The sequence below is a fragment of the Aquimarina sp. genome (assembly GCF_977115655.1).
In genome coordinates, this window is the sequence record NZ_CDSBKO010000033.1 from 23,084 (window position 1) to 46,679 (window position 23,596).

Annotated in this window: 18 protein-coding genes; 8 read left to right on the forward strand and 10 right to left on the reverse strand. The window is 31.8% G+C overall.

The features are described 5' to 3' along the window. Positions 1-37 precede the first annotated feature (37 nt). Positions 38-364 carry a hypothetical protein gene (locus ACZIYX_RS14080; protein WP_462682887.1) on the reverse strand — a complete coding sequence of 109 codons (327 nt, stop codon included), beginning with the start codon at positions 362-364 and terminating at the stop codon, positions 38-40. A gap of 321 nt (positions 365-685) precedes the next feature. Between ACZIYX_RS14080 and ACZIYX_RS14085 the strand changes: the two genes are divergently transcribed. Further along, the gene (locus ACZIYX_RS14085) at positions 686-1,363 is read left to right on the forward strand and encodes a class I SAM-dependent methyltransferase (protein WP_462682888.1); all 678 of its coding nucleotides are present in this window, start codon (positions 686-688) and stop codon (positions 1,361-1,363) included. A 440-nt stretch (positions 1,364-1,803) separates the two neighbouring features. Then, positions 1,804-3,108 (forward strand): phosphatidylserine decarboxylase, encoded by a 1,305-nt coding sequence (locus tag ACZIYX_RS14090; protein ID WP_462682889.1) that lies wholly within the window; start codon positions 1,804-1,806, stop codon positions 3,106-3,108. A 119-nt stretch (positions 3,109-3,227) separates the two neighbouring features. Here ACZIYX_RS14090 and ACZIYX_RS14095 read toward each other — a convergent pair whose 3' ends face one another. The 6 genes from ACZIYX_RS14095 to ACZIYX_RS14120 all read right to left on the reverse strand — a co-directional run bounded on the left by ACZIYX_RS14095 (position 3,228) and on the right by ACZIYX_RS14120 (position 11,178). Continuing rightward, a complete protein-coding gene (locus tag ACZIYX_RS14095; RefSeq protein ID WP_462682890.1) occupies positions 3,228-3,671 on the reverse strand; it encodes a hypothetical protein in 444 nt (147 codons plus the stop codon). Between the two features lie 203 nt (positions 3,672-3,874). Further along, on the reverse strand, positions 3,875-4,429 hold the full coding sequence (locus ACZIYX_RS14100) for a hypothetical protein (protein WP_462682891.1): 555 nt from the start codon (positions 4,427-4,429) through the stop codon (positions 3,875-3,877). A 112-nt stretch (positions 4,430-4,541) separates the two neighbouring features. Continuing rightward, positions 4,542-5,102 carry a hypothetical protein gene (locus ACZIYX_RS14105; protein WP_462682892.1) on the reverse strand — a complete coding sequence of 187 codons (561 nt, stop codon included), beginning with the start codon at positions 5,100-5,102 and terminating at the stop codon, positions 4,542-4,544. Positions 5,103-5,273: 171 nt separating this feature from the next. Then, positions 5,274-6,008 carry a DUF7003 family protein gene (locus tag ACZIYX_RS14110; RefSeq protein ID WP_462682893.1) on the reverse strand — a complete coding sequence of 245 codons (735 nt, stop codon included), beginning with the start codon at positions 6,006-6,008 and terminating at the stop codon, positions 5,274-5,276. Between the two features lie 556 nt (positions 6,009-6,564). Further along, positions 6,565-6,813, reverse strand: a complete 249-nt coding sequence (locus tag ACZIYX_RS14115) for a GlsB/YeaQ/YmgE family stress response membrane protein (RefSeq protein ID WP_462682894.1) — start codon at positions 6,811-6,813, stop codon at positions 6,565-6,567. A gap of 1,083 nt (positions 6,814-7,896) precedes the next feature. Then, a complete protein-coding gene (locus ACZIYX_RS14120; protein WP_462682895.1) occupies positions 7,897-11,178 on the reverse strand; it encodes a VCBS repeat-containing protein in 3,282 nt (1,093 codons plus the stop codon). Positions 11,179-11,424: 246 nt separating this feature from the next. On the opposite strand from ACZIYX_RS14120, the gene ACZIYX_RS14125 reads away from it, so the two are divergent. From ACZIYX_RS14125 to ACZIYX_RS14150, 6 genes are all read left to right on the forward strand, one after another. Next, complete coding sequence (locus ACZIYX_RS14125) at positions 11,425-11,775, forward strand: hypothetical protein (protein ID WP_462682896.1); 351 nt, start codon at positions 11,425-11,427, stop codon at positions 11,773-11,775. 169 nt (positions 11,776-11,944) lie between these two features. Next, positions 11,945-12,643 carry an ABC transporter ATP-binding protein gene (locus ACZIYX_RS14130; protein ID WP_462682897.1) on the forward strand — a complete coding sequence of 233 codons (699 nt, stop codon included), beginning with the start codon at positions 11,945-11,947 and terminating at the stop codon, positions 12,641-12,643. A 7-nt stretch (positions 12,644-12,650) separates the two neighbouring features. Then, positions 12,651-14,045 (forward strand): ABC transporter permease subunit, encoded by a 1,395-nt coding sequence (locus ACZIYX_RS14135; RefSeq protein ID WP_462682898.1) that lies wholly within the window; start codon positions 12,651-12,653, stop codon positions 14,043-14,045. Between the two features lie 4 nt (positions 14,046-14,049). Next, positions 14,050-15,486: an ABC transporter permease subunit gene (locus ACZIYX_RS14140; protein WP_462682899.1), complete on the forward strand. Its 1,437-nt coding sequence runs from the start codon at positions 14,050-14,052 to the stop codon at positions 15,484-15,486. Next, on the forward strand, positions 15,483-17,612 hold the full coding sequence (locus ACZIYX_RS14145; RefSeq protein WP_462682900.1) for a TonB-dependent siderophore receptor: 2,130 nt from the start codon (positions 15,483-15,485) through the stop codon (positions 17,610-17,612). The genes ACZIYX_RS14140 and ACZIYX_RS14145 overlap by 4 nt, the downstream gene beginning before the upstream one ends. Positions 17,613-17,740: 128 nt before the next feature. Next, positions 17,741-17,938: a pinensin family lanthipeptide gene (locus tag ACZIYX_RS14150; RefSeq protein WP_462682901.1), complete on the forward strand. Its 198-nt coding sequence runs from the start codon at positions 17,741-17,743 to the stop codon at positions 17,936-17,938. 19 nt (positions 17,939-17,957) lie between these two features. Here ACZIYX_RS14150 and ACZIYX_RS14155 read toward each other — a convergent pair whose 3' ends face one another. From ACZIYX_RS14155 to ACZIYX_RS14165, 3 genes are read right to left on the reverse strand one after another with little or no spacing between them, the layout of a single operon-like run. Continuing rightward, positions 17,958-19,922, reverse strand: a complete 1,965-nt coding sequence (locus ACZIYX_RS14155) for a lanthionine synthetase LanC family protein (RefSeq protein WP_462682902.1) — start codon at positions 19,920-19,922, stop codon at positions 17,958-17,960. Then, positions 19,915-20,817: a thiopeptide-type bacteriocin biosynthesis protein gene (locus tag ACZIYX_RS14160; RefSeq protein ID WP_462682903.1), complete on the reverse strand. Its 903-nt coding sequence runs from the start codon at positions 20,815-20,817 to the stop codon at positions 19,915-19,917. The genes ACZIYX_RS14155 and ACZIYX_RS14160 overlap by 8 nt, the downstream gene beginning before the upstream one ends. A gap of 2 nt (positions 20,818-20,819) precedes the next feature. Beyond that, positions 20,820-23,540 carry a lantibiotic dehydratase gene (locus ACZIYX_RS14165; RefSeq protein WP_462682904.1) on the reverse strand — a complete coding sequence of 907 codons (2,721 nt, stop codon included), beginning with the start codon at positions 23,538-23,540 and terminating at the stop codon, positions 20,820-20,822. Between the last annotated feature and the right edge of the window lie 56 nt (positions 23,541-23,596).

Sequence of the window (23,596 nt, forward strand, 5' to 3'; positions counted from 1 at the left end):
CGTTATTCATTATATTTTTTATGTGATGCCGGATATGCTAAAATCCTATGTATTTATATAAAAACAAAAATATTGCGATAGCTATAATACCAAAAATGACAGCCATTTTTTTTACCAGACCAAACCCTACGACGGGCTTGGTTCTTTGTATCAGGGATGATGGTTTTTTCACCTCTTGATACCTGTAATCATCTATATTCCCTGCTTGAAATAGCTCTACGATATTTTTAGATTCCAACAATCCTACCTTTGTATTTTCATAAATATATTTAACTGCTTCCAACTTTCTATTTTCTAATAGATATTTTGATATTATTGATTTCTCTATCTCGACCCCATTTATTAAAACTGTATTTTTTGTCATGTATGATCTTCCTTTATTTTGCTACAATATTACCACATATTTCTTTTATAAATATGGAAAGTAAGGTTAAACCGCTTCTCTGTGATTGATTATGCGGTTTACACAAAAATGACAAACAAAAATCATTTTTTTAGTCATCATATTGTTCTGGTGCAGATCAGAAATCCATTTTAACCAAACCTTGAACTGATTATTAAAAGTGCGTTCTTTTTTTATATACTATTTATTATTATCTATAATTTGTACGTTTGTTTATAATGTTATGACAGAATATACATCATTATATTTTATACAGTTAGTACAGAAAGATAGAGAATCCCCATGAGCAAGAAAGAAAATAAAATTAGAAAGGCAAAAAAGCCCTGGCCAACAAAAGATGCTATGAAACAGGTTTATGAAATGAAACTTTGGGGCGATAACCAATCTAATTTTTATTCGGGTACAGGATCTCATAATCCTGAAATAGTTAATCCGTATATTGATATTATAACATCATTTTTAACATCATTTAAAAACCCTCTTGTGGTATGTGATTTAGGTTGCGGGGATTTTAATGTAGGAAAAGAATTGGTAAAGTATACCAAAAAATATATTGCGGTGGATATAGTACCAGAGCTTATAGAGTATAATAAAGAAAGATTTAATGAAGAAAATTTAGAATTTTATTGTTTGGATATCGCTACAGATGATCTGCCTTTTGGAGATTGTGCTTTATTAAGACAAGTGTTGCAACATTTATCGAATGCCGAAGTAGAAAGCATAATAAGCAGGTTGACTGGTTTTAAATATGTTATCGTTACAGAGCATATCCCTGAAGGGGATTTTATGCCCAATATAGAGATTATTTCCGGACAGGGAACGCGGCTAAAAAAGCAAAGTGGTTTAAACTTATTAGCGCCACCATTTTATTTTAAAGCAAAAGAGGAAAAACAATTATTGTCTATTATTTTGAAGGATCACAAAGGAGTTATAGTAACTACGTGTTATAAAATTTATTAAATCATATCTACTATATAATCCTTCCGGACACAATTAAGGTATAACCTGGTATAAAAATGATAGTCCCTGCTCTACTTTGATCTTCCCCGGATAGTAAATAATAATCCCCGGTATAAAATTGATAATCCCGGTAACGGGGAGCATTAAAACAGCGCGGGGGGTCTTTAAAATCAGTAGTTTTAAGTCATACAAAGAAGTGGTTTAGCTTATTCAAATAATAAAAAGCAAACAAAATTTATATAACCATAAGGTTTCTTATCCTTTTTTATGCATTGCTGTGATATAGGCTGAAATATTTTTTTACGGCTTTGTTTTCTAACTTTATGTAGTAGTCAAAAAACAAGGAGCCAAGACCCTTTGTCTTTTGTTTTTGGATTACAAATAGCGGAATCTGAAAAGCTAATGTAAACAGAGTAAGAAAAAAACTTAAAACCTAACCAATGGAAGAGACTATTATTTTAGAACAAAAAGAGACATTACATGTGGGTATCCATACCCATAATGAGGTTGTAGAAAAATTAAAAACAATTTTGAAGGACCATCCCGAAATGCATGCTGCTTTATCAGCCTCTTTAAAAGTTGCTAATGACTCTGCAAAAAAGAACTTAAACCCGGATCTTTATCAGGCAATAAATAATGAATTTAAAGGAAATGGCTGGCCGGTAACTATCCCTGCATACTACGATTATTTGGATTTGTATGTTCGTATAATACCAAACGAAAGTAATGATCCTAATTATCCCAATGCCTGGAAAAGCAATGGGCAACAAAACGGGTACAACCAAAAGGTATATGATTTATTATGTCAATTTTACTGGTTGATCGATCAAAAAATACCGGGTACCAATCTCACTATGCAAAGTTTTGAGAGTTTTGCTGCCTGGTTAGTGGATTTTGCAAAAGCCTGGGGTAGTTTTTTGGATACCGAACCGTCGTTAACAAAAGAGAGTTTGCACTCTTTTAAATATGATCCTATGTATAATTATCCGCTATATGCCGATAATGAAAAAAACTGGCATACTTTTAATAATTTCTTTTACCGCGAGTTTAACAATGCAGATCCAAAAACGGGTATAAGCCCTTTACGCCCTATTGCAGAGCCTGATAACAATAAAACTATTGTATCTCCTGCAGATTGTACTTTTAAAGAAAATTATCCTATTGATAAAGACGGTAATGTATTGGATGTGGAAGGAGAAAAGACCAAAATCACTTTAAAACACACTCATACTATTGGTACTGTAGATGAGCTTTTGGATAACAGTAGTTATGCAAAAGATTTTTATGGCGGAACTTTTATACACTATTTCTTAAGTCCGTTTGATTACCATCGTTTTCATACCTCGGTTAGTGGTAAAGTATTAGAGATAAAGGCTGTGCCGGGAAAAGTATATTTATCGGTTAATTTAACGGATGATGGGCAATGGGATGCTCCTGACAGTGCTACAGATGGGTATGAATTTACACAAGCGCGTGGTATTGTAATTGTAGATGCGGGTGCAGATGTAGGAAAAGTGGCTATTATACCTATCGGGATGTGCCAGGTATCGGGAGTGGATATGTATGAACAACTTAAAGGAAAAACGGTCCCTAAAGGTCAGGAGTTTGGTAAATTTAAGTTTGGTGGTTCAGATATTATCCTGCTTTTTGAGAAAGCACCTAAGGATTTATACATGTTTAAAGAAGATCCGTCTCATAACCCTATTCATTTTCAATATGGGCAAACTGTGGTATATTGTAAATAATAAGTAATACTTTACTATAGATAAAAAAACGGTAGATCTGTTTAAAAGATCTATCGTTTTTTTATTTGCTTAATTAGTTTTTTATAGGATAATTATTACAAATATAGCTTAGATGTGTATTATTTTTTCACTATACCGATTACACAATTTATTAGTAACAAAAATTGACTTATTATTACAATGATTAAAGAAATGGTTAAGACCATATTTGCTACTAATAAACTATCGAAATATGTGTAATCACTATCTGTGCTATATTCACCTATTTTAAATATATAATTTGAGAAAACAATCCATAATACGCCACTAGTTGTTAATATTATATGCATAAATGACATCCATCTAATTGTTTTATGGCCAAGCTTTTCTAATAACCAGTATATTAACCCTATTATGCAAAAAAATATAGAAGCTAATATTCCTAATTCAAAATTTTCAATTATAAGATAAGTGTCATAAATATTTATATCCATAGTTTGATTTCTATCCAGAAAAGAAACCAGTAAGATAATTGGAATTAAAATCCAGAATATTGTTGGTGCCTTTTTTTGTATTATCTCCATTAATTTTAGATTTTTCAATTACTACTTTCTTTCTTTTTTTTACGATGTGTCGTGGCAGAGTAAAATTTCACCATGTCATCGACCACTTTGTACTAATTCCATATCTTTTAGCTCTAAGCTTTGCGCTAAAGCAAACATACCAGATTCATTCGATTAATTCTTAATTAGATATGATCATAAATTTGTTGTTATATGATCGTTTTTCATTTTCTATCTGGGTCAACCAGTTCTATCATATTATAAATAACTCCTGCATTGTCAACGGGTACATTGCATCTATATTTATCCGCTAAATTTATTTTAAGCATTGGTCTTTCAAATTTCATTGCATCTTGCCCTTGAATGTCTGCACGAATAAATAGTATTGTATCCTTCTGAAAAAAGTGAAAATTATAGTTGTGCTGATGCCTGCGGTTAAATTTAAACTGGCGAAATGAAAAATAGTATTCATTATTATAAGTGATCAGGAAATCATTTTCTCCATAATCATTTATCATCCTATCTTTTGCTTTACCGTCATAAACAACTGTATATTTTTTTCTATGACTAAATAAATCACTGTCTGTAGAGCGATTTATAGTATTTACACCGATTCCAAATTCAATTTTGACCTTATCTACAACCAAAGGGCTGCTAGCTGTTACATATATTGAATTACTGTTCCATAAAAGTAAAAAGTCTTTGTTAAGCTTCCAAAGTCCAAACCCACCTGCAACAAGAAGTAACAGTCCTGATAGAATTATTAATCGTTTTTTCATTTTTCTGTTGGTTATGTGTTTCAAAAAAATCGTAAAGCTAATTATTTAACCCCTAAATAGTAATTGCAAGGGTTGTTTTTATTTCAACTCTTATATGCAAAGGCACCCCCCCTTAGAATTTTTCTACCAAGTCGATAAATAGATAATCATTAATTGATGGATCAACCGCAAAGCTTTGCCCTGTTATTGTGTTTTCAATAATTACAAAATCGTGATCTTTGAAAAATGGGCTATTAAAATATAAATGTAAATTTTTTCCAAAAAAATAAATCAATCCTTTATATGGTTTTGCAACCCAATCATTAAAACCATACTTTTTAAAAAGATAATTGCAAACAGAAGAAAAAAAGGAAGCATAACCGATACAATTTGCAGTTTTTGATTTGATTAACTCATTAGGGTTATTGTGATTTTTAGAATAGGTAAACCTTAATTTTTTTGATGTTAGAAACAACCCTATTTTAATTATCTCCTCAACTTTAATTGTTTTTTTTTGACTATTTACTTCAATATAATTTATAAGATCATCATCTTGAACTATGTAACCTGATCTTTGTTGAAGAGGTTTATATTTTACGACTTTCCTATAGATCGTACCGCGAAAAATAAAACCAATAAGCATCAAAATTATTGATGCAAATAATACTCGTTTTATAGATTTAATGTGTTTCAAATGATTTAATATAAAAATTACGTATCTCCTAAGAATCCGCCCATAAGAGCTAAACTGGTACTTATCTCTATAAAAATAATACTTAAAAAATACAGCAATATCAAAATAGTTTTATACGACTGTTTCTTTAATTTCACCATTGAGACAACTAAACAAAATATAAGTACTTTTTTACAATGTTCCACCATCAGCCCAATTTTCCCAATGATTATTTGGCTTTTTAGTTGGTTTGTAGTATTCCACTTCTCCAGTTTCTAAGACCTTGGCGATTTGCTTAAAAGTTTGATTTTTGCTTGGAATTTCTGAATCAGCACAGTCTGGATGATTCCATTCCGTTAATTCCATAATTTTTGGCAAGTCCGTTGGAATTCGTTCTCTGATTTCTTTTTCAGTCGCCTCAAATTCTTTATTGTATTCTGGTCCTAAACCTCTTAAAAATTCCCAAACGAAAATTTTGTCATTTTCTACAAGTTCAATTCCTTTTTTTAAGTAGAATTGACGATTATGATTAATAGTAATTTTTTTATTTCTCAAAAGCATTGTTTTAGCTTTGGGATTCAAACTTTCCAGATATTCCTCGTCAAAAGTCGAATGTTCGGAACTATTATCAGTTAGATACAAGAAATTGTCGTTATCAGTCCCAGGTTTTGTTTCAATACAATTTCCGAAAATGTGTAAACAATTTGAAATTCCGTTATGTCCACCTCCACGATAATTGAATCCGATTACTTCGATTATTAAAGCCCATCGTTTTTCGTCACGATATGCACTCAGCTTAGAATGAACAGGATAAACATACCCATTATCCAACATTGGAAACGTAAAATCATCTGCGCACTTGTCGAGTTGCTTTAAAATATCCTTTGAGGAGTATTCTCGTTTTTTCTTAAATCGGAAAATGTTCATTTATAATTATTATCGACGACAATATAAAACACACTTACCAATTACAATGGTTTGTAAATGCATATCACACGTTGACTAGTGGTTTTATTTTTATTTAAAAATACTATAATTACTCTAAACGATGATAGTATCTTTTTATAAAATAATACGATATATCAAAATTTCAATCCATAACCGCAGCAGAGCAAGCTCACGAGGTATGCTTCCGAACGTGAGTTTCTAAAAATTTGGTTTAAAAAAGCCGTCAAATGAAGTGATTTTTCATAGGGTAACGAAGAAAAATTGTATTGCTCTTTCGACAAGCTCAAGATGACAAGGCTTTTGGTTTAAAATTTATTTGTCTTCGGTAGTTCTGCTGAGCTTTGCTGAAGTACAATTTTCTATCTAAAATCACTCTGACTCACGTAAATTTTCTTACACCGAACTCAGGTTCCGAAAATATATTTTGTTTTCGAGGCAAGCCCTGGAGAATTAAACTCCACAATGTGGATCAAATACCAGATACACAAAAAGCTACCAAATTAGTAGCTTTTTTGTATAGTTTGTTATGTTTTGTTTAGCGTTTTTTAAATATCAAATTAATCAAAAACAGGATTAGTATTGCTCCTATAGCACCTGTAAGAATTGCTCCCAGCCAACCGGTACCTAAATTAATACCTAATTGTCCTAAAAGCCAGTACCCTACAAAACTACCAACAACCCCAACTATAATATTTCCGATAAGGCCAAGACCTCCACCTTTGTAAATGGTACTACCCAGCCAACCTGCTACTGCACCAATAATAATCGTTACAATTATTTCCATATTTTTAGTTTTAAATTATTAATACAGTGTTAATATATTCAAAAATAAGGACTTATCCTATAAGATTTTTTACTTGCTCAGCTAAATCAACCTTTAAAGTATAAGCTTCTAAAAGTTTTTATTTTCTATTACTGTACTAATCCATAACCTCGGAGCAAGCTCTATGTCATTAAGTTAAGCTGTATCTTTTTGAGAATTAAATATCTGTAAAAGCAAAATACTCCTTTATTTCCATTATGGATTCCAGCCTTTAGTTTATCCTGAACTTGCTGAAGAGCTAGGATGACAAGCAGAAGGCATTGTGTTTTGGTTATTTTGTCATTCGGGCACAGGTAAAAATCCACTTAACAAAATCTAAATCAATAGTTTAAACTCTTAATTTAATGACATTGGGAGGAAGCTCACGAGGTATGCTTCCGAAATTATATTTTGTTTTCGAGGCAAGCCTCGGAGAATTAAACTCCACAATGTGGATTAAACAGGGCTTGTATAAGTTTTTAAACTTGATTTTTAAGTAGATTTTTACAGGCTGCCTTTAATATGGGTAACGAAGAAAAGTTGTATCGCTTTTTCGACAAGCTCAAGATGACAAGGCTTTTGCTTGAAAATTTACTTGTCTTCGATAGTTCTGCTGAGTTTTGCCGAAGTACAATTTTCTATCAAAAATCGCTCCTGACTGACGTAAATTTTCTTACATCGAACTCAGGTTTTTAGTAAAATGTATTTATCAAAAAAGTTCTTATTCTAAGTTGGTTCTCGATATATTTTTTAGTTCACTGCACTTTGTAAAAAACACTCGAACCGACTTTTCTGTTTATACCTGTTCCTTTTATTATCATTTTTTTGTAGTAGTAATACGGTTTACGGATGAGAATTTCGTAAATCGTATTACATAAGAAATTGCTCTTCAAGCCCTATGTGACATCTAAACATTAGATCATGGATCCCGGTATGCAATGGGATGACAAAAAGAATATCCTAAACGGAATCGAAAAACTGTAAGCAATGCTGTTTGCAATTACATTTCGATCTCAACAGAACTATTGAGAAGCTGCTTTGCTATATAAAAATAGCTGTTATATTTTATTGCAATAACTTAAGTCCTTCATTTTTACATAAAAAAAGCGTATATTTTTTATCCTGGATAACAATACTTTCTGCTGCTTTTATTTGCACTCCTTGTAATGCGGCTAATGTTGCAGAAAAGCCAGATGCTTCTTTATTTTTATACAAAAAATATCCTTTATTGGCATCATACCGTATGGTTTCTACTTCGGCTTCGTATAAGGAACCTATACCTAATATATCTTCTGTACCATCCTGGTTAAAATCTGAGATAACAAAATCTGTGGTGGGTCCAAATTGTGCTTCTATGGGCAATGCTTCGATAGTAAAATCTCCTTTACCATTATTTATTAATAGTACACTGCTAAAATCGGTTGCTGTGTAATGGGTAGCTTCCCGCAAATCCTGATCTCCATAAATATCTGACAGGGATGCGTTTGCAAACTCTCCATAAGTTTTAAATTTATTTTTTAATAATGGTATTTGTTCAGAGGAGCACTCTTTTCCTCGTACGGGCAGCAACAATCCTGTTTTAGATTCTTTGCTTAGTATGATATCCAGACTATTGCTATTATCAAAGTCTTTAGCATAAATATGCAGTGGTTTCTCTTTTTTGGGGTGGTACTTGGTATTTTCTCCTATGTTACCTAATAAATAGTCGGTATCACCATCTTTATCTATATCTGTAGCTTTTATGGTAAAATACCATCCGGAGGTATGTTGTAATACTTCGCTTTCTTTTTTGGTAAATTTACCTTGATGGTTATCCAAAATAGTAATCGGCATCCACTCTCCTACTACCAAAAGATCTTCATCCCCGTCTTTATCATAATCTGAAAAAATTGCATCGTTTACCATTTGTAACTCTTCTGTCCCACTAGAGATTTCTTTGGTTGCTTCTATAAATTTTCCGGATTCATTTTTTAAGAAATAAGAAGGGTAAGATAATGGGTATTTGCCTGGTTGTACACCACCCCCAACAAAAAGATCGAGATCCCCATCCTTATCAAAATCGGATACGGTAACGGTTGTAGATACAGATTTTATATTTGGTAAAGCTTTACTTTTTGTAAAGTTTCCTTTTCCGTCATTTTCATAAATCCTGTCTAAAAGCCAGTTGCTATTTTCTTTGTCTTCGTAACTACCACTGGCTACATACAAATCCTGATCTCCATCCTGGTCCATATCAAAAAATAAGGCATGATTATCTTCAAACTCTTTATCTTGTTGAAAAACCAGGGTGCTCGAAGCTCTAAAACTTCCATCGTTATTTTGAATATACAAAGCTGAAGGCGCTCCTTTAGCATTTCCTACAAAAAAATCATCTTTTCCATCGTTATTTACATCTCCTACAACAAGGGCTTTTCCTTTTTCACTTTGTTTTTGTGGTAGTAATAACTGTAGCTTATAATCCTCGAACTCCTGCTCTTTGTTTTTATAATCGATACCAAACTTTGCTGCATCGATAAGCAATGCTATTTCCTTTTCTTTTTCCTCTTTTTTTACGTTTAAATTGCTTTCTTTTTCGTGTATCGTGAGTAATTGGTTACTTTCTATATTTTTAAGAGTACTGGATTTTCCTTGTGGCCATTCTACCAAAATACTATCTATAGTGGTTATATTTCCTAATCCAAAATGCAGCCTCTGGGTAACCGAGGATTGAAATCCTCTTACCATATACATATCTCTGGATTGCTGTGCATCTTTTGTATATACTTTTACATTTGCTCCTATGGCATCAGGGTTTTTATCTTCCCCTAAAAGTTTGATCGATATATAATTGGTATCTTTTTGATTATTTTTATAGATACCGGCGGTATCCATTTGATTGTTTAATACCAGATCTAAGTCTCCATCATTATCAAAATCTGCATAGGCTACTCCATTAGAGTTTACTTTTTGTTCTAGTCCCCATTGTTCTGTAACCGAGGTAAAGGTCAGGTCTTTATTATTTACAAACATCTTATTGCTTAGCTTTGCAGAAGGCATCATATTTATAGCCTCTTCTAAAGTTACTTTTTTAAGATTTAAGATATTTGTCTTCATTTTATTTCTAAAATCCTGATTAGAAAGGTCATGCAAAATACCATTCGTAACAAAAAGATCTTTATATCCATCGTTATTAAAATCTGCCAATACGGGTGCCCAGCTCCAGTCTGTTTTTGCTATTCCTGCCAATAGTCCTATTTCGCTATACACTCCATTACCCAGATTAAGTTGTAACATATTAGACATATATTGATGGTGGTAACCGGCATCTACCAAAAGATTGAAGTTTTCTGTACTCATCGTTGCCATATTTTCTTTACTTCTTTTATGGTCTTCTGCTACCATATCCAAAACAATTAAATCCGGCTTTAAGTCATTATTTACGTCTGCGTAGTCAGATCCCATACTATTGGCTGAAATGTGGTCTAAAGTATGGAGAATTGTATTGGTAAATGTTCCGTCTTGATTATTGATGTATAGAAAATCCGGCTCCAGAAAATCATTTGCTACGTATATATCCGGCCAATTATCATTATTAAAATCCCCTATAGAGGCACTTAGTCCCCAGGCTTTGTTTAAAACACCTGCTTTTTGAGTAATATCTATATATTTTCCGTCTTGGTTTTCAAAAAGTTGATCGGTACTATCTGGCTGGTAATCTGTTTGTATATTAGGGTCTATCCTAACATTATTGTTAAAATCCGGTCTGTGGTTTACCAAATAAATATCTATATCCCCATCTTTATCAAAATCCAAATAGTATGCTTGTGTTGAAAATGCACTGGAAGCCAGTCCGTATTGGCTTGCTTGTTCTAAAAAAGTACCATCTTTTTGGTTGATATACAGTTTGTTTTTTCTTTTAGCACTATCTTGTAAAGACCCTGATTTGCATACATAAATATCTAACCAGCCATCGGTATTAATATCGATTACAGAAACCCCTGTTGACCAGCCCTCTGCATCTGTTACCCCTGCTTTTGCGGTAATATCTTCAAAAATAAAGCCTCCTTTGTTAAGATACAAAGCGTTTGTGCCTTGGTTTGAACTGAAATATATATCTTCTAACCCATCGTTATTAATGTCTCCAACTCCTACTCCTCCTCCATTATAGATATATGAATAGTTAAGAAAATTAAAATACAGGGTTTCTTCGACTGTATTTTTAAAATGTACTGTGCTGTATGTTTCAGGAACTAATTCGAATACTGGTGTTTTTTTGGTTTCCTGTACCGATACCTTATTTTTATTTATATCTTTTTTACAGCCCACGGCGATAACCATGATTAGTGTTAAGTAAACTATATTCCGCATATTTTTCTTGAAAATTTAGTGTTTTTTTTAGAAAGTTTTGAAAATAATAAACATTTTTTGTGATTATAAACTTATCTCCCAAACTACATTTTTTTACCTATAAACGACACCAATATATCTATAAAAAAATTAATAAAATCTTATAGTCCTTTTTTATTTGAGACTGTATATATATAAAAATATGCGTTAAATAAATGATAAAATAATGTAGTTTGTTGTTATTTTTTGCAACTTTGGTGCAACAAGATGGAAAATATAAAACCTTTCTCTTCAGATATCAGATTGCCATTACTGGCATGGTCTCTGTTATTGGTTCTTTTGATCTATCCAATAACTGAAGGGGTTCATCATCTTACAACTAAGCATTCTAATATTAATACCAATCTGATCTCAAATGATCTGGAACTACATTCTTCTACCCCGGATTGTATACTATGTGATTTTATAGTAAACAGAAAAATCACTTATTTACTTTCTGATTTAATTATAATAGAGAATATTCCAAAAAATAGAATTTCTTATACCTCAAACTTAGTTGACGCTGTATATACGTTTCGACTTCTTCTTTTTCCTTTGGCAAACAGCCCTCCTTTATAGTAAACATATTGTTTTGCGATGAGATATACATATTTCATTGCTTTTTTATTTTCCTGTAATTGTTCTCTTTTTTACAGGAGATAAACAGATATGTAATATTTAAGCAATGCTTATCTATATTTTGAATATTCAAACATTTTACAAGCTTAACCTATAACTCTACAAACTCATGTTACAAGCTATTAACTTAACAAAAAAATATCAGAACCATATTGCTTTAGATAATTTAAACCTGATTGTAAACCGAGGGGATATTTTTTGTCTTCTTGGTCAAAACGGAGCAGGAAAAACGACTACTATTAACCTTTTTTTAGGCTTTATACCTCCCTCTGAAGGTAAAGTACTTGTAAACGGGGTTTTGGTTCAACAAAATGATAAAACGACTAAAAAATTTTTAGCTTATATCCCAGAAGTGGTTATGCTGTACAGCAATTTGACCAGTATAGAAAATCTGGACTTTTTTAGCAAGCTGGCAGGTTTTACATATTCTAAAGAGGAGCTTGAAAATTTTCTTTTATCTGTAGGATTACCAACCGATGCTTTTTACAAACGCTTAGGGCTGTACTCTAAGGGAATGCGCCAAAAAGTTGGAATCGCCATTGCTATTGCCAAAAATGCAGATGCTTTACTAATGGATGAGCCTACATCTGGCTTAGATCCTATAGCTATAAACGAATTTACAGAGTTGGTAAAAAACCTGAGTAGCCAAGGTAAAGCTGTTTTAATTGCAACTCACGATCTTTTAAACGCGGTAAACATAGGAACCAGGATAGGTATTATGCGCCGTGGTTGTTTGGTTCATGAGTTATCTAATGGCAATATCAATGCAAATGAGTTACAGGAACTATACTTAGAAACTATTTTATAAAAACAATATGTGGCTTATCATAGCAAAAAAAGAGATTAGACAGGCTTTTGGCAATCAGGTTTTTATTTTATTGTGTATAATTACCTGGAGTATCCTAAGTGTTTCTATTATTAACGGATTAAAAAATTATCAAAACATAAAACAGCAACAAGAGGATGCCAAAGAGTTATTTCGTAATGAGTTGGCTCAAAAAGACCGAAACCCGCACTCTGCTGCTCATTTTGGAACATACATATTCAAACCTTTTGCTCCTTTAAGTTTGTATGATCCTGGGGTAAACAACTATAGCGGGTCTACATACAGAGTAGAAGCGCATAAGCAATCAGAAATGAACTTTGCCAATCCTCCGGATACTATTACAATCCTCCGTTTTGGAGAACTTTCTACCAGCACTGTTTTACAATTATTGATACCGTTATTACTAATTTTTATTTCTTTTTCTTCTATATCCAAAGAAAGAGAAGCCGGGACTCTTAAAATTCTTTTTGCTCAGGGATTACAGCATCGTTCTTTGTTATGGGGAAAAATTTTTGGTAATTATTTTATTATCACTTTAATAGTTTTACCTGTTTTTATATGTGCTTTGATTACTGGTATATCCAACTATGATATCCTCTTAAAATCTATATTATTTATAATAGTATATAGTTTTTACTTTTTTATAATCGCCAGTATTTGTGTTCTTATTTCTTATAGAACCAAAACTTCCAAGGATTCTTTATTATCGCTTCTTTGTATATGGATTCTTTTGTGCATTGTTTTCCCTAAACTTATTGCTGGTATTGCTACAACACAATATTCCCTTATATCCTATCACAAATTTCAGGAACAAATAGATCATGATTTTTCTTTTGGAATAAATAAGGATGGTACTTATAAGGAACGTAAAGAAAAAATTGAAGCCAAATTACTTGCTCAATATGACGTAGACAGCATTTCTCTTTTACCGGTAAACATAGATGGTATACTATTACAAGCTTCAGAAGATTATAACAGCAAAGTATACCAATACAGATCTGCTCCTGTTACAAACCAAATGGAGCAACAAAAGTACCTGTATAAATTAGCTTCTTTTTTTACCCCGTATATCTCTATACAACAATCTTCTATGGCTTTTGCTGAAACTGATTTATACCACCATCACAATTTTCATAAAAAGGCCAGAAGATATCGTGATGATTTTGTAAGAACATTAAATGCAGAGCTTACCAAATTCCAAAAAAATCAAGAACATATTGTAAACACTACATTTTTAAAAAACATGAAACAATTTAGTTATAACCCTACTTCTGTAAGGTTTGTATTTGACAAACAATATCTGGTATTTATATCTTTTTTTTATTGGTTGGTGCTACTAATACTAACTGTAGAAATAAGTATTCGAAAAAAAAATATCTTTTAAAAATATGAAAGCTGTTTTTTTGTTTGAATGGAAAAAGTTAACCCGAACCCGACTAAATATCTTACTTCTTATATTTTTTATAGCTTTGGGAAGCTATAGTATTTATTATGGCTACGGTGTTACAAAAAAACAAATTCTGGTCATTCACGATTTAGAAAATGTGTACAAAAAGCAAGTAGAAACTACTATAGGTTATTTTAATACCGATACTACTACAACTACAGGCAAAGCTTTATACAATAAAGTAATTCAACCAGGTTGGACAGAATATTTAATCAAACCGTTCGCTACATTTTATCCCAATACTTTTTCATCAATGGCTATTGGTCATAGAGATGTATATCCTTTTTATAAAGAAATTTCTACAAAGGATAATTATTTGCTTTTTTTTGAAGCCGATATTTCGAACCCAGAAATACTAGCCGCTGGTAATTTTGATTTATCCTTTGTTATTATCTATTTGATTCCTTTGCTCATGATCGTTTTATGCCATAACATAATTTCTGAAGAAAAAGAGCAAGGAACATTTACCCTGCTTAAATTACAAAGCAACCGCCTTCAAAAAATTATATTCTATAAGCTGCTTTTTAGAGCTTTAATTATTTTAATACTTACTTATATACTTAATATAATTGCTGCATATAGCTCTCCTGCAAGCTTTCCTGTTTCAATTATGGATTTATTATTCTGGCAATTAACTGTGACTTGTTATTTGTTTTTTTGGTTCGCTATATGTTATTTGCTTATTTCTTTTCAAAAAAATTCTGTTGTGACATCTTTGTACATGATAGGATTGTGGTTGTTGCTAAGTATCATTATTCCTTCTCTTTTAACTATTTATATCGACATTTCTTACCCTGTAGGGATAAAAGCTGATATGGCTTCTGAAAAACGAAAAATAGAAGAAAGTGTTTGGGATCTTGAGCCTAAAGTACTTCTTGAAAAATTTTATAACCATTATCCCGAGTATAAAACAAAAAACCCTGAGGATACTATAAAATATAGTGCCAAGCATTTTGTGACTTATTATGATGCGCTCGAACAACAACTCGCTCCCATAGCCAAAATACATAAAAACAGAGAAAGTGAAAGAAAAAAACTAATGTCTGAGCTTTCTGAATTTATCCCTACTTTAAAAATGCAAAAAACTCTTAATCAAATTGGGAATACTGATTACACGAGCTATACATATTTTGAAGAATCTACAATATCATTTCAGAAAAAATGGAAAAAATTTATATACCATTTCATCTTTAAGAATAAAAAACTACAGATAAATGATTATTTAACAATGCCTGAATATCATGTGCACACATTTCAAAAACAACATACCAAAATTGTAATGAGTGCTGTGGGATTTATTGTACTTGCCCTCATTATAATCTTACTAAAACAATACGTAACATACAATTCAAATAAATATTTAATAATTAAACAATGAACAAGCCCTTTTTAATAGTCGTATTGACTATAGCGACCACATTGCAATTGTGGGGACAAGCACCTCAGCAAGATAAAGATGATCCAAAAAAAACAGTTGAATTACCAGAGGTATTGGTTACTCAAAATAAACGAAAAATAAAAAATGACACTATTTCTAACACCTTAAAAATAGGTGCTCCATTGATAGAGATCCCCCAAAACATTGTTAGTGTATCTTCTTCTCTTTTAAAAGAACAAGGGGTGTTTGTTCTGCGAGATGCTGCCCGTAATGCAAGTGGGGTATACTTTGGTCTGAACAATGATGTTTTTGATGGTGCAGGAAATTTATATTTAAGGGGGTTTACCCTTAATGGGATATTTAGGAATGGGCTTCCCAGCGGTGATTATAGAGGATCACAAGATGATGAAGCTGTAATAGACCGAATAGAATTTATTAAAGGCCCCGCTGGTTTTTTAGGGTCTGCAGGAGAAGCCGGGGGAAAAATTAATGTCGTGACAAAAACCCCCGGAAATTCTAAAATTTTAAATGCTTCATTTACGGGAGGCAGCTACAATTTTTACAGAGCTTCTATCGATGTGGGGTCTCGTATAAAAGAAAAAGGATTCTCTTATCGCTTTAATACCGCCTACAATTACCAACAATATTTTGTAGATATTATGGAGAGTCGTAAATATATTATTGCTCCTGTTGTGCAATATAATTTTACTAAAAACACTTCTGTTCTGGCTGAATATGTTTTAAATAACCAAACTGCTGTTTCCGGGTCTACTTTTACCAAATTTTTTGCTGTAGATAAATTATTAACCGATGACAGAAGGGCTAATTATCTGGCAGATCCGGGATTACCCAACTCTACCTCTAAAGCGCAAAATGCCAGAATTGTTTTCAAACATGAGTTTAATGACAACTGGAAAATGACCCATCAATCTTCTTATTCTAAAACTCCTGCCGAAACATGGTCTCTTTTATCTGAAGAAACCTATAATGCTGTAGGATTTGATGAAAACGGAAAAACAAACAGGCTTGCCTGGAAATCTTTTACCAATGACAAAACCCTATCTACTCAATTTTTTGTAAATGGTAAGTTCAACACCGGAAAAAAAATAAAAAACCATATACTGGTTGGAACCGAATATATCATATCTAAAGATTCTCTTTACCAAACTTTTGGCAAAAAATCATTTCCTTTTGATATAAATAACCTTCAATACGGGTTAGACCGAAATGAACTTTTGGATCAGGAAGCTTTTCAAAATTACAGATCCAACAACAATTTTTTAGCAGTATATCTTTACAACAATGTTAAAATAGGTAAAAAATTGAGCATAGACTTTGGAGGGCGATATACTCATAACAAAAATAAAACTATTTTTGATACCGATGTAACCACATTTGATCAGGATGCTTTTACCCCCAGAGTTGGTATGAGTTATTTGCTAGATAAAAACACTGCTGTATTTGCTCTTTATGATGAAAGTTTTATGCCCCGAAATGGCCAGGATAAGCAAGGTAATCCTTTTAAACCAATACGTGGTCAGGATAAAGAACTAGGAATCAAAAAAAACTGGTTTGATGGTTTATTATCTACCTCGGTTACTGCTTTTCATATTTCCAGAAATAATATGGTTACTCAAGATCCTGCCGATCCATTGTTTAACAAACAACTGGGACAGGTTATTAGTAAAGGTGTAGAGATAGATATTTTGGGTAATATAACCAAAGATATTGCTGTATCAGCAAATTATGCATATACCAAAGCTACTATAACCAAAGATACAAATCCTGCTATTGTTGGACAGCTTTCTTCTTTTTCGCCAAGAGAATTAATTAACAGTTGGGTGCGTTATTCTTTTCCTGCAAGTACCATTCGTGGCCTTAGTATAAGCATGGGGCATACTTCAATTATAAAAAGAGCCACCAATACAGTTGGCACATTTTTGCCGGATTACACCAAGCTTGATGGGGCTATTGCATATACCAAAGGAAAAATAACTACTCAATTATTATTGGATAATCTTACCAATAAAAGATACATTTTGACCGGAGATATTTATGAAGGTAATGGGTATTATACAGAAGGGACTCCTTTTAATTTTAAAATCTCTGTAAGTGTTAAGTTGTAGAAAAATCATGTTAATTAAAATGCAACTAAGTTGCATTTTAATTATTTCTTGCTTATTTTTAATCGTTGCAACAAAATGGGATAAGCCGACCCCATTTTTATAAGGCATAATCTAAAAATTATACAAACATGAAAAATTCAAAGAGTAAATTAACATTAGATGAATTACAAGTAGAAAGTTTTGTAACCAGTATCAGCTCTGAAGTATCTCAGCATATTGCTGGTGGTTTGGCTGTAGCTTCACACCCTACTCATACTGGTAGAACAGACCGTCATGCGGGATGTACATGCGCAAATCAGTTTCAAGGGGCTTCCTTTGATTTATAAAAATTTTATGCGGGCTATATTATGTAGCCCGCATTTTTTCTTTAGTTTCTATAAAATTTTGCTTCATAAAATAGTGTAACTGTTGTATAAGCCTGTTCTGTAAAGTTTCTTCATCATGCGTATCCAGTTTCTTTTTTAACAACTCTATTAAATCATATAAAGTCCTTGGTCTTTTTAAGATATCAAGCAGTAAAGCACTGGATACATTAAGACGAAATTCTTCTACGTTTTGAATTCCTGGTCTTAATAAAACAGGATAACTGTTTTTATGGTGATATTGATTTTCTAAACAACTATTTTTATCAAATTGTGGCCATTGCCATTCACAATTTACTATTTTAATATATTCGCTTGTCTGAAACGTATATTTATGAAACAAATCTAAATTCAGGTTTTCAAATTTAGACAGCTGTTTTATAAAAAAATCATTTTTATGTTCTCTATATATGTTATAATTAGAATTAACCAGCATTTCTATAGCAGTACTTTCTAACCTAAAAACATCCTTTGCCATTTTTCTTTTTTTGATATCCAATGTTTTGATAAGGCTTGAAATTTTTCTACTAAAACCACGGACATTAAACCCATATTGTCCATTTTCATAAACTGTATCTACACAAACATCATTGCTTTCTAAAAACCAAATGGTTCGTTTAACATGTTTTCCGTAAATATCTTTTTTAAAACACTTCAAAGTCATTTTGCTTTCTGCCGGAAATTGTATTTTGGATTTAATTTTTGGCAAAAGAGCAGAGTCTATATTTTTATCTAATATTTGTAAAAACAAATGTCCAATACCCGAAAAACCGACCAATAATGCAGGGTCTGGCTTATTTATATACCATCCTGACCCATAAAAACCTGTATCTTTTCTATAGTCTATTACTTTATTTACCAGATTCTGCATTTCAATTGCCAACGATTTTTCTCTTAAAAACCTAGAAGCTGTAAGCAATAGTTCTATCCATGACCCTATACCTGTACTTAGGGTATAATTAGGTATTTCTATCTCTTTTTTTATATCAGAGATTGTTTTATCAATTGCTCTTATTGCTAAATTTTTGTATCTCTTTTTTTTAAGAAACTTATATGCATTAAGTCTGGTCAATCCTATACCAGAGTTACCATGTGCCCATGTATTAACATCTTCTTCATTTTCTAAATAATAAGATAACCCTTTTTCTAAGGTCAGGGCTTTTATATCGGGGTTATCGGGAACTTGCATATTTATCCAGGAGCCCAACGATACACTATAATATTCATCCTCATAAGCAAATGCTTTTTCTGCAATCCATTTTAATTCTGGATAGTCCAGAGCCTCCCCTACTTCTAATAAAACATGTGCAATACCGCAAGCCCCATGTGACATTCCTGTTAAACTATCTATGGTATCACTAACATAGCCCCATTTTAATCCGTATTTTGAAATACGAGCATTTTTGATTAGTTTTTCTACAAGTATCTTAATTATTTTTTCTTGCTCCGGATCCCGGGTGTAAGTATATAATAATGTTATTACAAATAGGTTTCCTGCATTGCCACTTAACAGATCATCCAATTCTACTTCCTCTACAATTCCGTTTTTAAGTTCTAAAAACAATGCATTTGCTTTATCCAAATTTGATGGATCCTTGGTAGCTTCATATAGTTTTACCAAAGCATAAATAACCCCAACCGTTCCTGTATAAAAAGTATAATATCTGGCAGACAATGTTTTTATATAATGAATTGCCCAGAAAAGGCTTTTTTTTGCTGTTTGCAAATACTTATCCTGTTTTGTATGCTTATATAAGGAAATAAAGAATAAAGAAATTCCTGATACTCCATTATAAATTTCTTCATTTACCTGACTGTAAAGCTGTCCATAGGGTTGTTTATGTAATGTCTCCCAATATACCCCATTTGCATCTTCTTTTGAAGTCTTAATTAACTCATCTGCAATCCATAGTACTTCATTATATACTATCTTTTTTATTCTACTCATCTATGTTATCCTTATTTTCTATACACTTATACAATAAATAAACAAGATAGGCTTCGTCTGTATTTATAATTCCTATACGGTTATGCGTCATGTGCATAAAACTGGTGGTAATACTTGACTCTATCGATAAATTGATGTTTTTATCTGTATACATCTTATTTATTTTCTTGTTCTTTAAATAATATGTGTTTAAACCAGTATCTTTTGAAGGGTTTGTTTGAATTTCTTTTAAAAATGCAGAGACAGCGAGTATCATTTGTTCTTTATATAAATTAAATTTTTTAGCAAATTCTGAGAGAAAAAATTGCTGTTGCTCTTTTTCTGGTTTAGTAGTATCGTATAGCGATGGCAACCATTCCCAAATAAAAAATTTACAAGTTTTCATCATTTCTTGTATACTAAACCCCATACTAACAAAGAAAACCAAATGCATTTTTATTGCCAGAAAAAAAGCTGTATTATCTTTCCAGTTTTCAGAATATTGCATCAAATTATGCAACACAACTTCAGAACCGGATTCAAATTGTTTCTCTGCTTCGTTCATTACATGTATACCTCCATATCTATTAATCTCAGGAATATATTCCACAAATTGAATGCCAAAATTTGCATACTCTTCACTTATTTTTGTACATTTCTTTATTTCAGCATTATATGCTTTGTGTTTTGAATACAATCTTTTTTTCCATTTGCTTTCTTCTTCTTTTTTTACCAGCAATCGCAATCGTATATGTGGTCCTCCTTCATAATATCGAATAAAAAAATATCGTATTAAACCTTTTTCATATTTCATTTTTTTTATAAAGGGTTGGATACATTCTATAAGATATTTATTTGCAGACCCTGTATAAAATAAATACGCAGAAATCCATGCCTGTTTTCTTTCTTCAACCATACTTATTTAAAATACCATTGTACCAAAAGTTCATTGACCGGTTGTTCTTTTAATATTTCTGTATTTGGGGACATTTCTTCAAAATAGATATATTCTTTGGCTTTTTTGAGCAACTTACTCCATAATATTATTAGTAGTGGGTTATCAAAGCGGATATATTGTGGTTTATAATCGTCTGCCACATCTTCTCCTTTTGTAGTTGAATTAGCTCTCAGATATAAAAAAACCTGATTCGGAAAATTATGTTTTTGCTTCCATTGGTTAATGGATAAAAAATAATCCGCATCGCTTTGTTGATCTCCTTGTTGTGGGACAGATTTTGTGAGTACAGACCATCTTTTTCTTTTCAAAATAATTTGTTTATTATACATCAATCTGGGAAAATAGTAAATTTCACGTTTTACAGGTGTTTCCTTTGTGCCAAACAGTAATTCCTGTACTGCTTTTTGTATTGGTCTAAAACTTATTGCTTGTTCTGGAGAAAAACAAGATAGTAATTGGTATAATTTTGATCGATGATCCAAAGACTGAAGACAGAGATCAAATGGTAAAATTGGTTTGTTGGTACGAGAATGTTTTAAGCATATCTCCTGAGTATCTTCATTAAAATAAACCAGAATATCTTTTACCGCAATTTGTGATTCTACAGGCAAACTATTATGCCCGTCAGGAATTTTAACTTCATAATCTAATAATGGAGGGTGAGAGTTTGCATTAAAATAAGATCCATCGCTTAGCTCCATAAGCAATGATTCTTTATGGTTTTGAGTATTAAACCTTTTCAATTGCTTTGTAATATCAGGGTCAAAAAGATGTAAAAACCGACCACTTGCCCTGCCCATTCCTTGAGAGATACTATTTACAACGGCCTGAAAATTATTTTCAGCACGAAATATTTGCATAAACATTCCCCGAGAAAACAGAGGCGTTTTTCTACTACTTCCCCATTGTTTTTGCATTGTTTTAATCATACTTGGATCTATGTTTATTTCATCTTCATTTTTATCGATCACTGGCCTTAAAACATTCTTAAAATCCTCTACCCATTTACGATAGGTTTGATTGTAATTTTCCTGATATTCATCTGTATATACAACTTCATCTTTATTATTATTGTTCTTAAAATCTTGTTGAGGCTTTTTTATATGCAAATAATACTGGTTATAAAAATCCAGAAGATTTGTTTCTGTTTTTTTGCTGTAGTGATCTATGTAAAAAGACTTCATTCTGTTTCTTTCTTCTTCAAAATTATCTAAAGGCTGTAACAGGTCTGTAAGACTATTTATGTCTTTGATAATAGTAGTAAGTATTGTTTTACTTACCTCTCCTTTTTCTTCTATAAAACTATCTTCATATATTAATTTTTCGGTGGTAAGTGATGGAAGTATATATGGATGCTTTTTAAATTTTTCTGTGGCAAATAAATTTTTATAGTTTTCTTTATAATCTTTATAATCTTTTTTAAAAACATTCATGTTTTCTAAAAAATGTTCAAATAGTGTATTAAAATCCTGAAACATCTCTTCCAGGATCACACTTCTCTTTTTTGTATCAGAAGTAGCATAAATTTCGCAACACAGCTGTTGTTTTTCCAGAACCAAGATGGTTTCTTTTAAGGACTGTGAAGGGATATTAATTTGTTTAAGAAAGCTCAATAATTTTGTGTTCCAATCCGGATCTGTTCCAGATGTTTGAAAATCAAATTCCAAAAGCCCAATTTCTACCAGTTTTAATAAATACGCTTTTATTTCCTGAGCATTTCCTGCTATAGATTCTTGTAGTTTTTCAATAAATTCGCCCATTCTTAATGAGTCTTTTTGTCTTGCTATCTCTAACAATAATTTTATAACACCCGTATTGGCTATATTTTGAAAAGACTCCAGGTTATGAAAGTTAATAAGAAAAGTTACCTTATCTTCTGTTGTCCGGATTGTTGGGTTAAGCCTAAGGTATAACTGTTCATTAACTTGGGGATGCAGGATGAGCAACGTTTTTAAATAATCAAATATGCCATTATTCAACCTTATTTTACTATGTATTTTCCCTTTTGCAAGTGTATATACATTTTCTGTTTCAATCAAGTTACATACCCCCAAATTGGTAAAAGTGCTAAAGGGGGAGGTTTTAAAATACATTCGGGTTAAATATCTTATCAAACTATACTCTAATCGAGCTTCTTTTTTACCAAAAGAGGACACCGGTTTTTTTAAAAAAGCATCCAACTGATTATAAAAAACTTTGCTCGATAATCTAATCCCTTTTTGAAAAAGTTCATTTTTTGATAATTCCTTAATTACACTACGATGCCTTATTATAGTATCTATATATCTGTTTTGCCAGTCTGCAAGTAGTTGTTCTTTTTTTGTTTTTAGAACAATATAATGTGCAAATAAATCCTTATATTTTGAATTAAATATTTCTAAGAGCCTGGTCTGATTTTGAGAAGTAATATCCCGGCAATTATAAATATCCCTTTTTATATTAATAAAAAATTGCTTGTCTGAAGGAGTATGAGCCTCTTTTACCAAAGTGTGTAAATAATTACATATTTTATCTCTTAAGGTATCTATTTCTAATCGCAAAGTATTTATCTCCTTTGCAAAATCTTCGATCAAATCACACTTAAGCAGTTCAAAATCCAAATGATTACCAGAAGCATACCGAAGTAATGAGTACGGAAAAATTTCAAATCTCTCTAAACAATTAGCACTATCTTTTTTCATAATCATTATAGTATCTTGATGGCAGTTTCTTTTACTTTAGAAATTTTATAAAAAAC

What these genes read in the sequence shown, in the direction of transcription:
- ACZIYX_RS14090 (WP_462682889.1), top strand. Translation starts at nt 1,804, where the DNA reads ATGGAAGAGACTATTATTTTAGAACAAAAAGAGACATTACATGTGGGT.
- ACZIYX_RS14120 (WP_462682895.1), bottom strand. Translation starts at nt 11,178, where the DNA reads ATGCGGAATATAGTTTACTTAACACTAATCATGGTTATCGCCGTGGGC.
- ACZIYX_RS14155 (WP_462682902.1), bottom strand. Translation starts at nt 19,922, where the DNA reads ATGAGTAGAATAAAAAAGATAGTATATAATGAAGTACTATGGATTGCA.
- ACZIYX_RS14110 (WP_462682893.1), bottom strand. Translation starts at nt 6,008, where the DNA reads ATGAACATTTTCCGATTTAAGAAAAAACGAGAATACTCCTCAAAGGAT.
- ACZIYX_RS14115 (WP_462682894.1), bottom strand. Translation starts at nt 6,813, where the DNA reads ATGGAAATAATTGTAACGATTATTATTGGTGCAGTAGCAGGTTGGCTG.
- ACZIYX_RS14140 (WP_462682899.1), top strand. Translation starts at nt 14,050, where the DNA reads ATGAAAGCTGTTTTTTTGTTTGAATGGAAAAAGTTAACCCGAACCCGA.
- ACZIYX_RS14100 (WP_462682891.1), bottom strand. Translation starts at nt 4,429, where the DNA reads ATGAAAAAACGATTAATAATTCTATCAGGACTGTTACTTCTTGTTGCA.
- ACZIYX_RS14150 (WP_462682901.1), top strand. Translation starts at nt 17,741, where the DNA reads ATGAAAAATTCAAAGAGTAAATTAACATTAGATGAATTACAAGTAGAA.
- ACZIYX_RS14080 (WP_462682887.1), bottom strand. Translation starts at nt 364, where the DNA reads ATGACAAAAAATACAGTTTTAATAAATGGGGTCGAGATAGAGAAATCA.
- ACZIYX_RS14165 (WP_462682904.1), bottom strand. Translation starts at nt 23,540, where the DNA reads ATGAAAAAAGATAGTGCTAATTGTTTAGAGAGATTTGAAATTTTTCCG.
- ACZIYX_RS14085 (WP_462682888.1), top strand. Translation starts at nt 686, where the DNA reads ATGAGCAAGAAAGAAAATAAAATTAGAAAGGCAAAAAAGCCCTGGCCA.
- ACZIYX_RS14135 (WP_462682898.1), top strand. Translation starts at nt 12,651, where the DNA reads ATGTGGCTTATCATAGCAAAAAAAGAGATTAGACAGGCTTTTGGCAAT.
- ACZIYX_RS14160 (WP_462682903.1), bottom strand. Translation starts at nt 20,817, where the DNA reads ATGGTTGAAGAAAGAAAACAGGCATGGATTTCTGCGTATTTATTTTAT.
- ACZIYX_RS14130 (WP_462682897.1), top strand. Translation starts at nt 11,945, where the DNA reads ATGTTACAAGCTATTAACTTAACAAAAAAATATCAGAACCATATTGCT.
- ACZIYX_RS14095 (WP_462682890.1), bottom strand. Translation starts at nt 3,671, where the DNA reads ATGGAGATAATACAAAAAAAGGCACCAACAATATTCTGGATTTTAATT.
- ACZIYX_RS14125 (WP_462682896.1), top strand. Translation starts at nt 11,425, where the DNA reads ATGGAAAATATAAAACCTTTCTCTTCAGATATCAGATTGCCATTACTG.
- ACZIYX_RS14145 (WP_462682900.1), top strand. Translation starts at nt 15,483, where the DNA reads ATGAACAAGCCCTTTTTAATAGTCGTATTGACTATAGCGACCACATTG.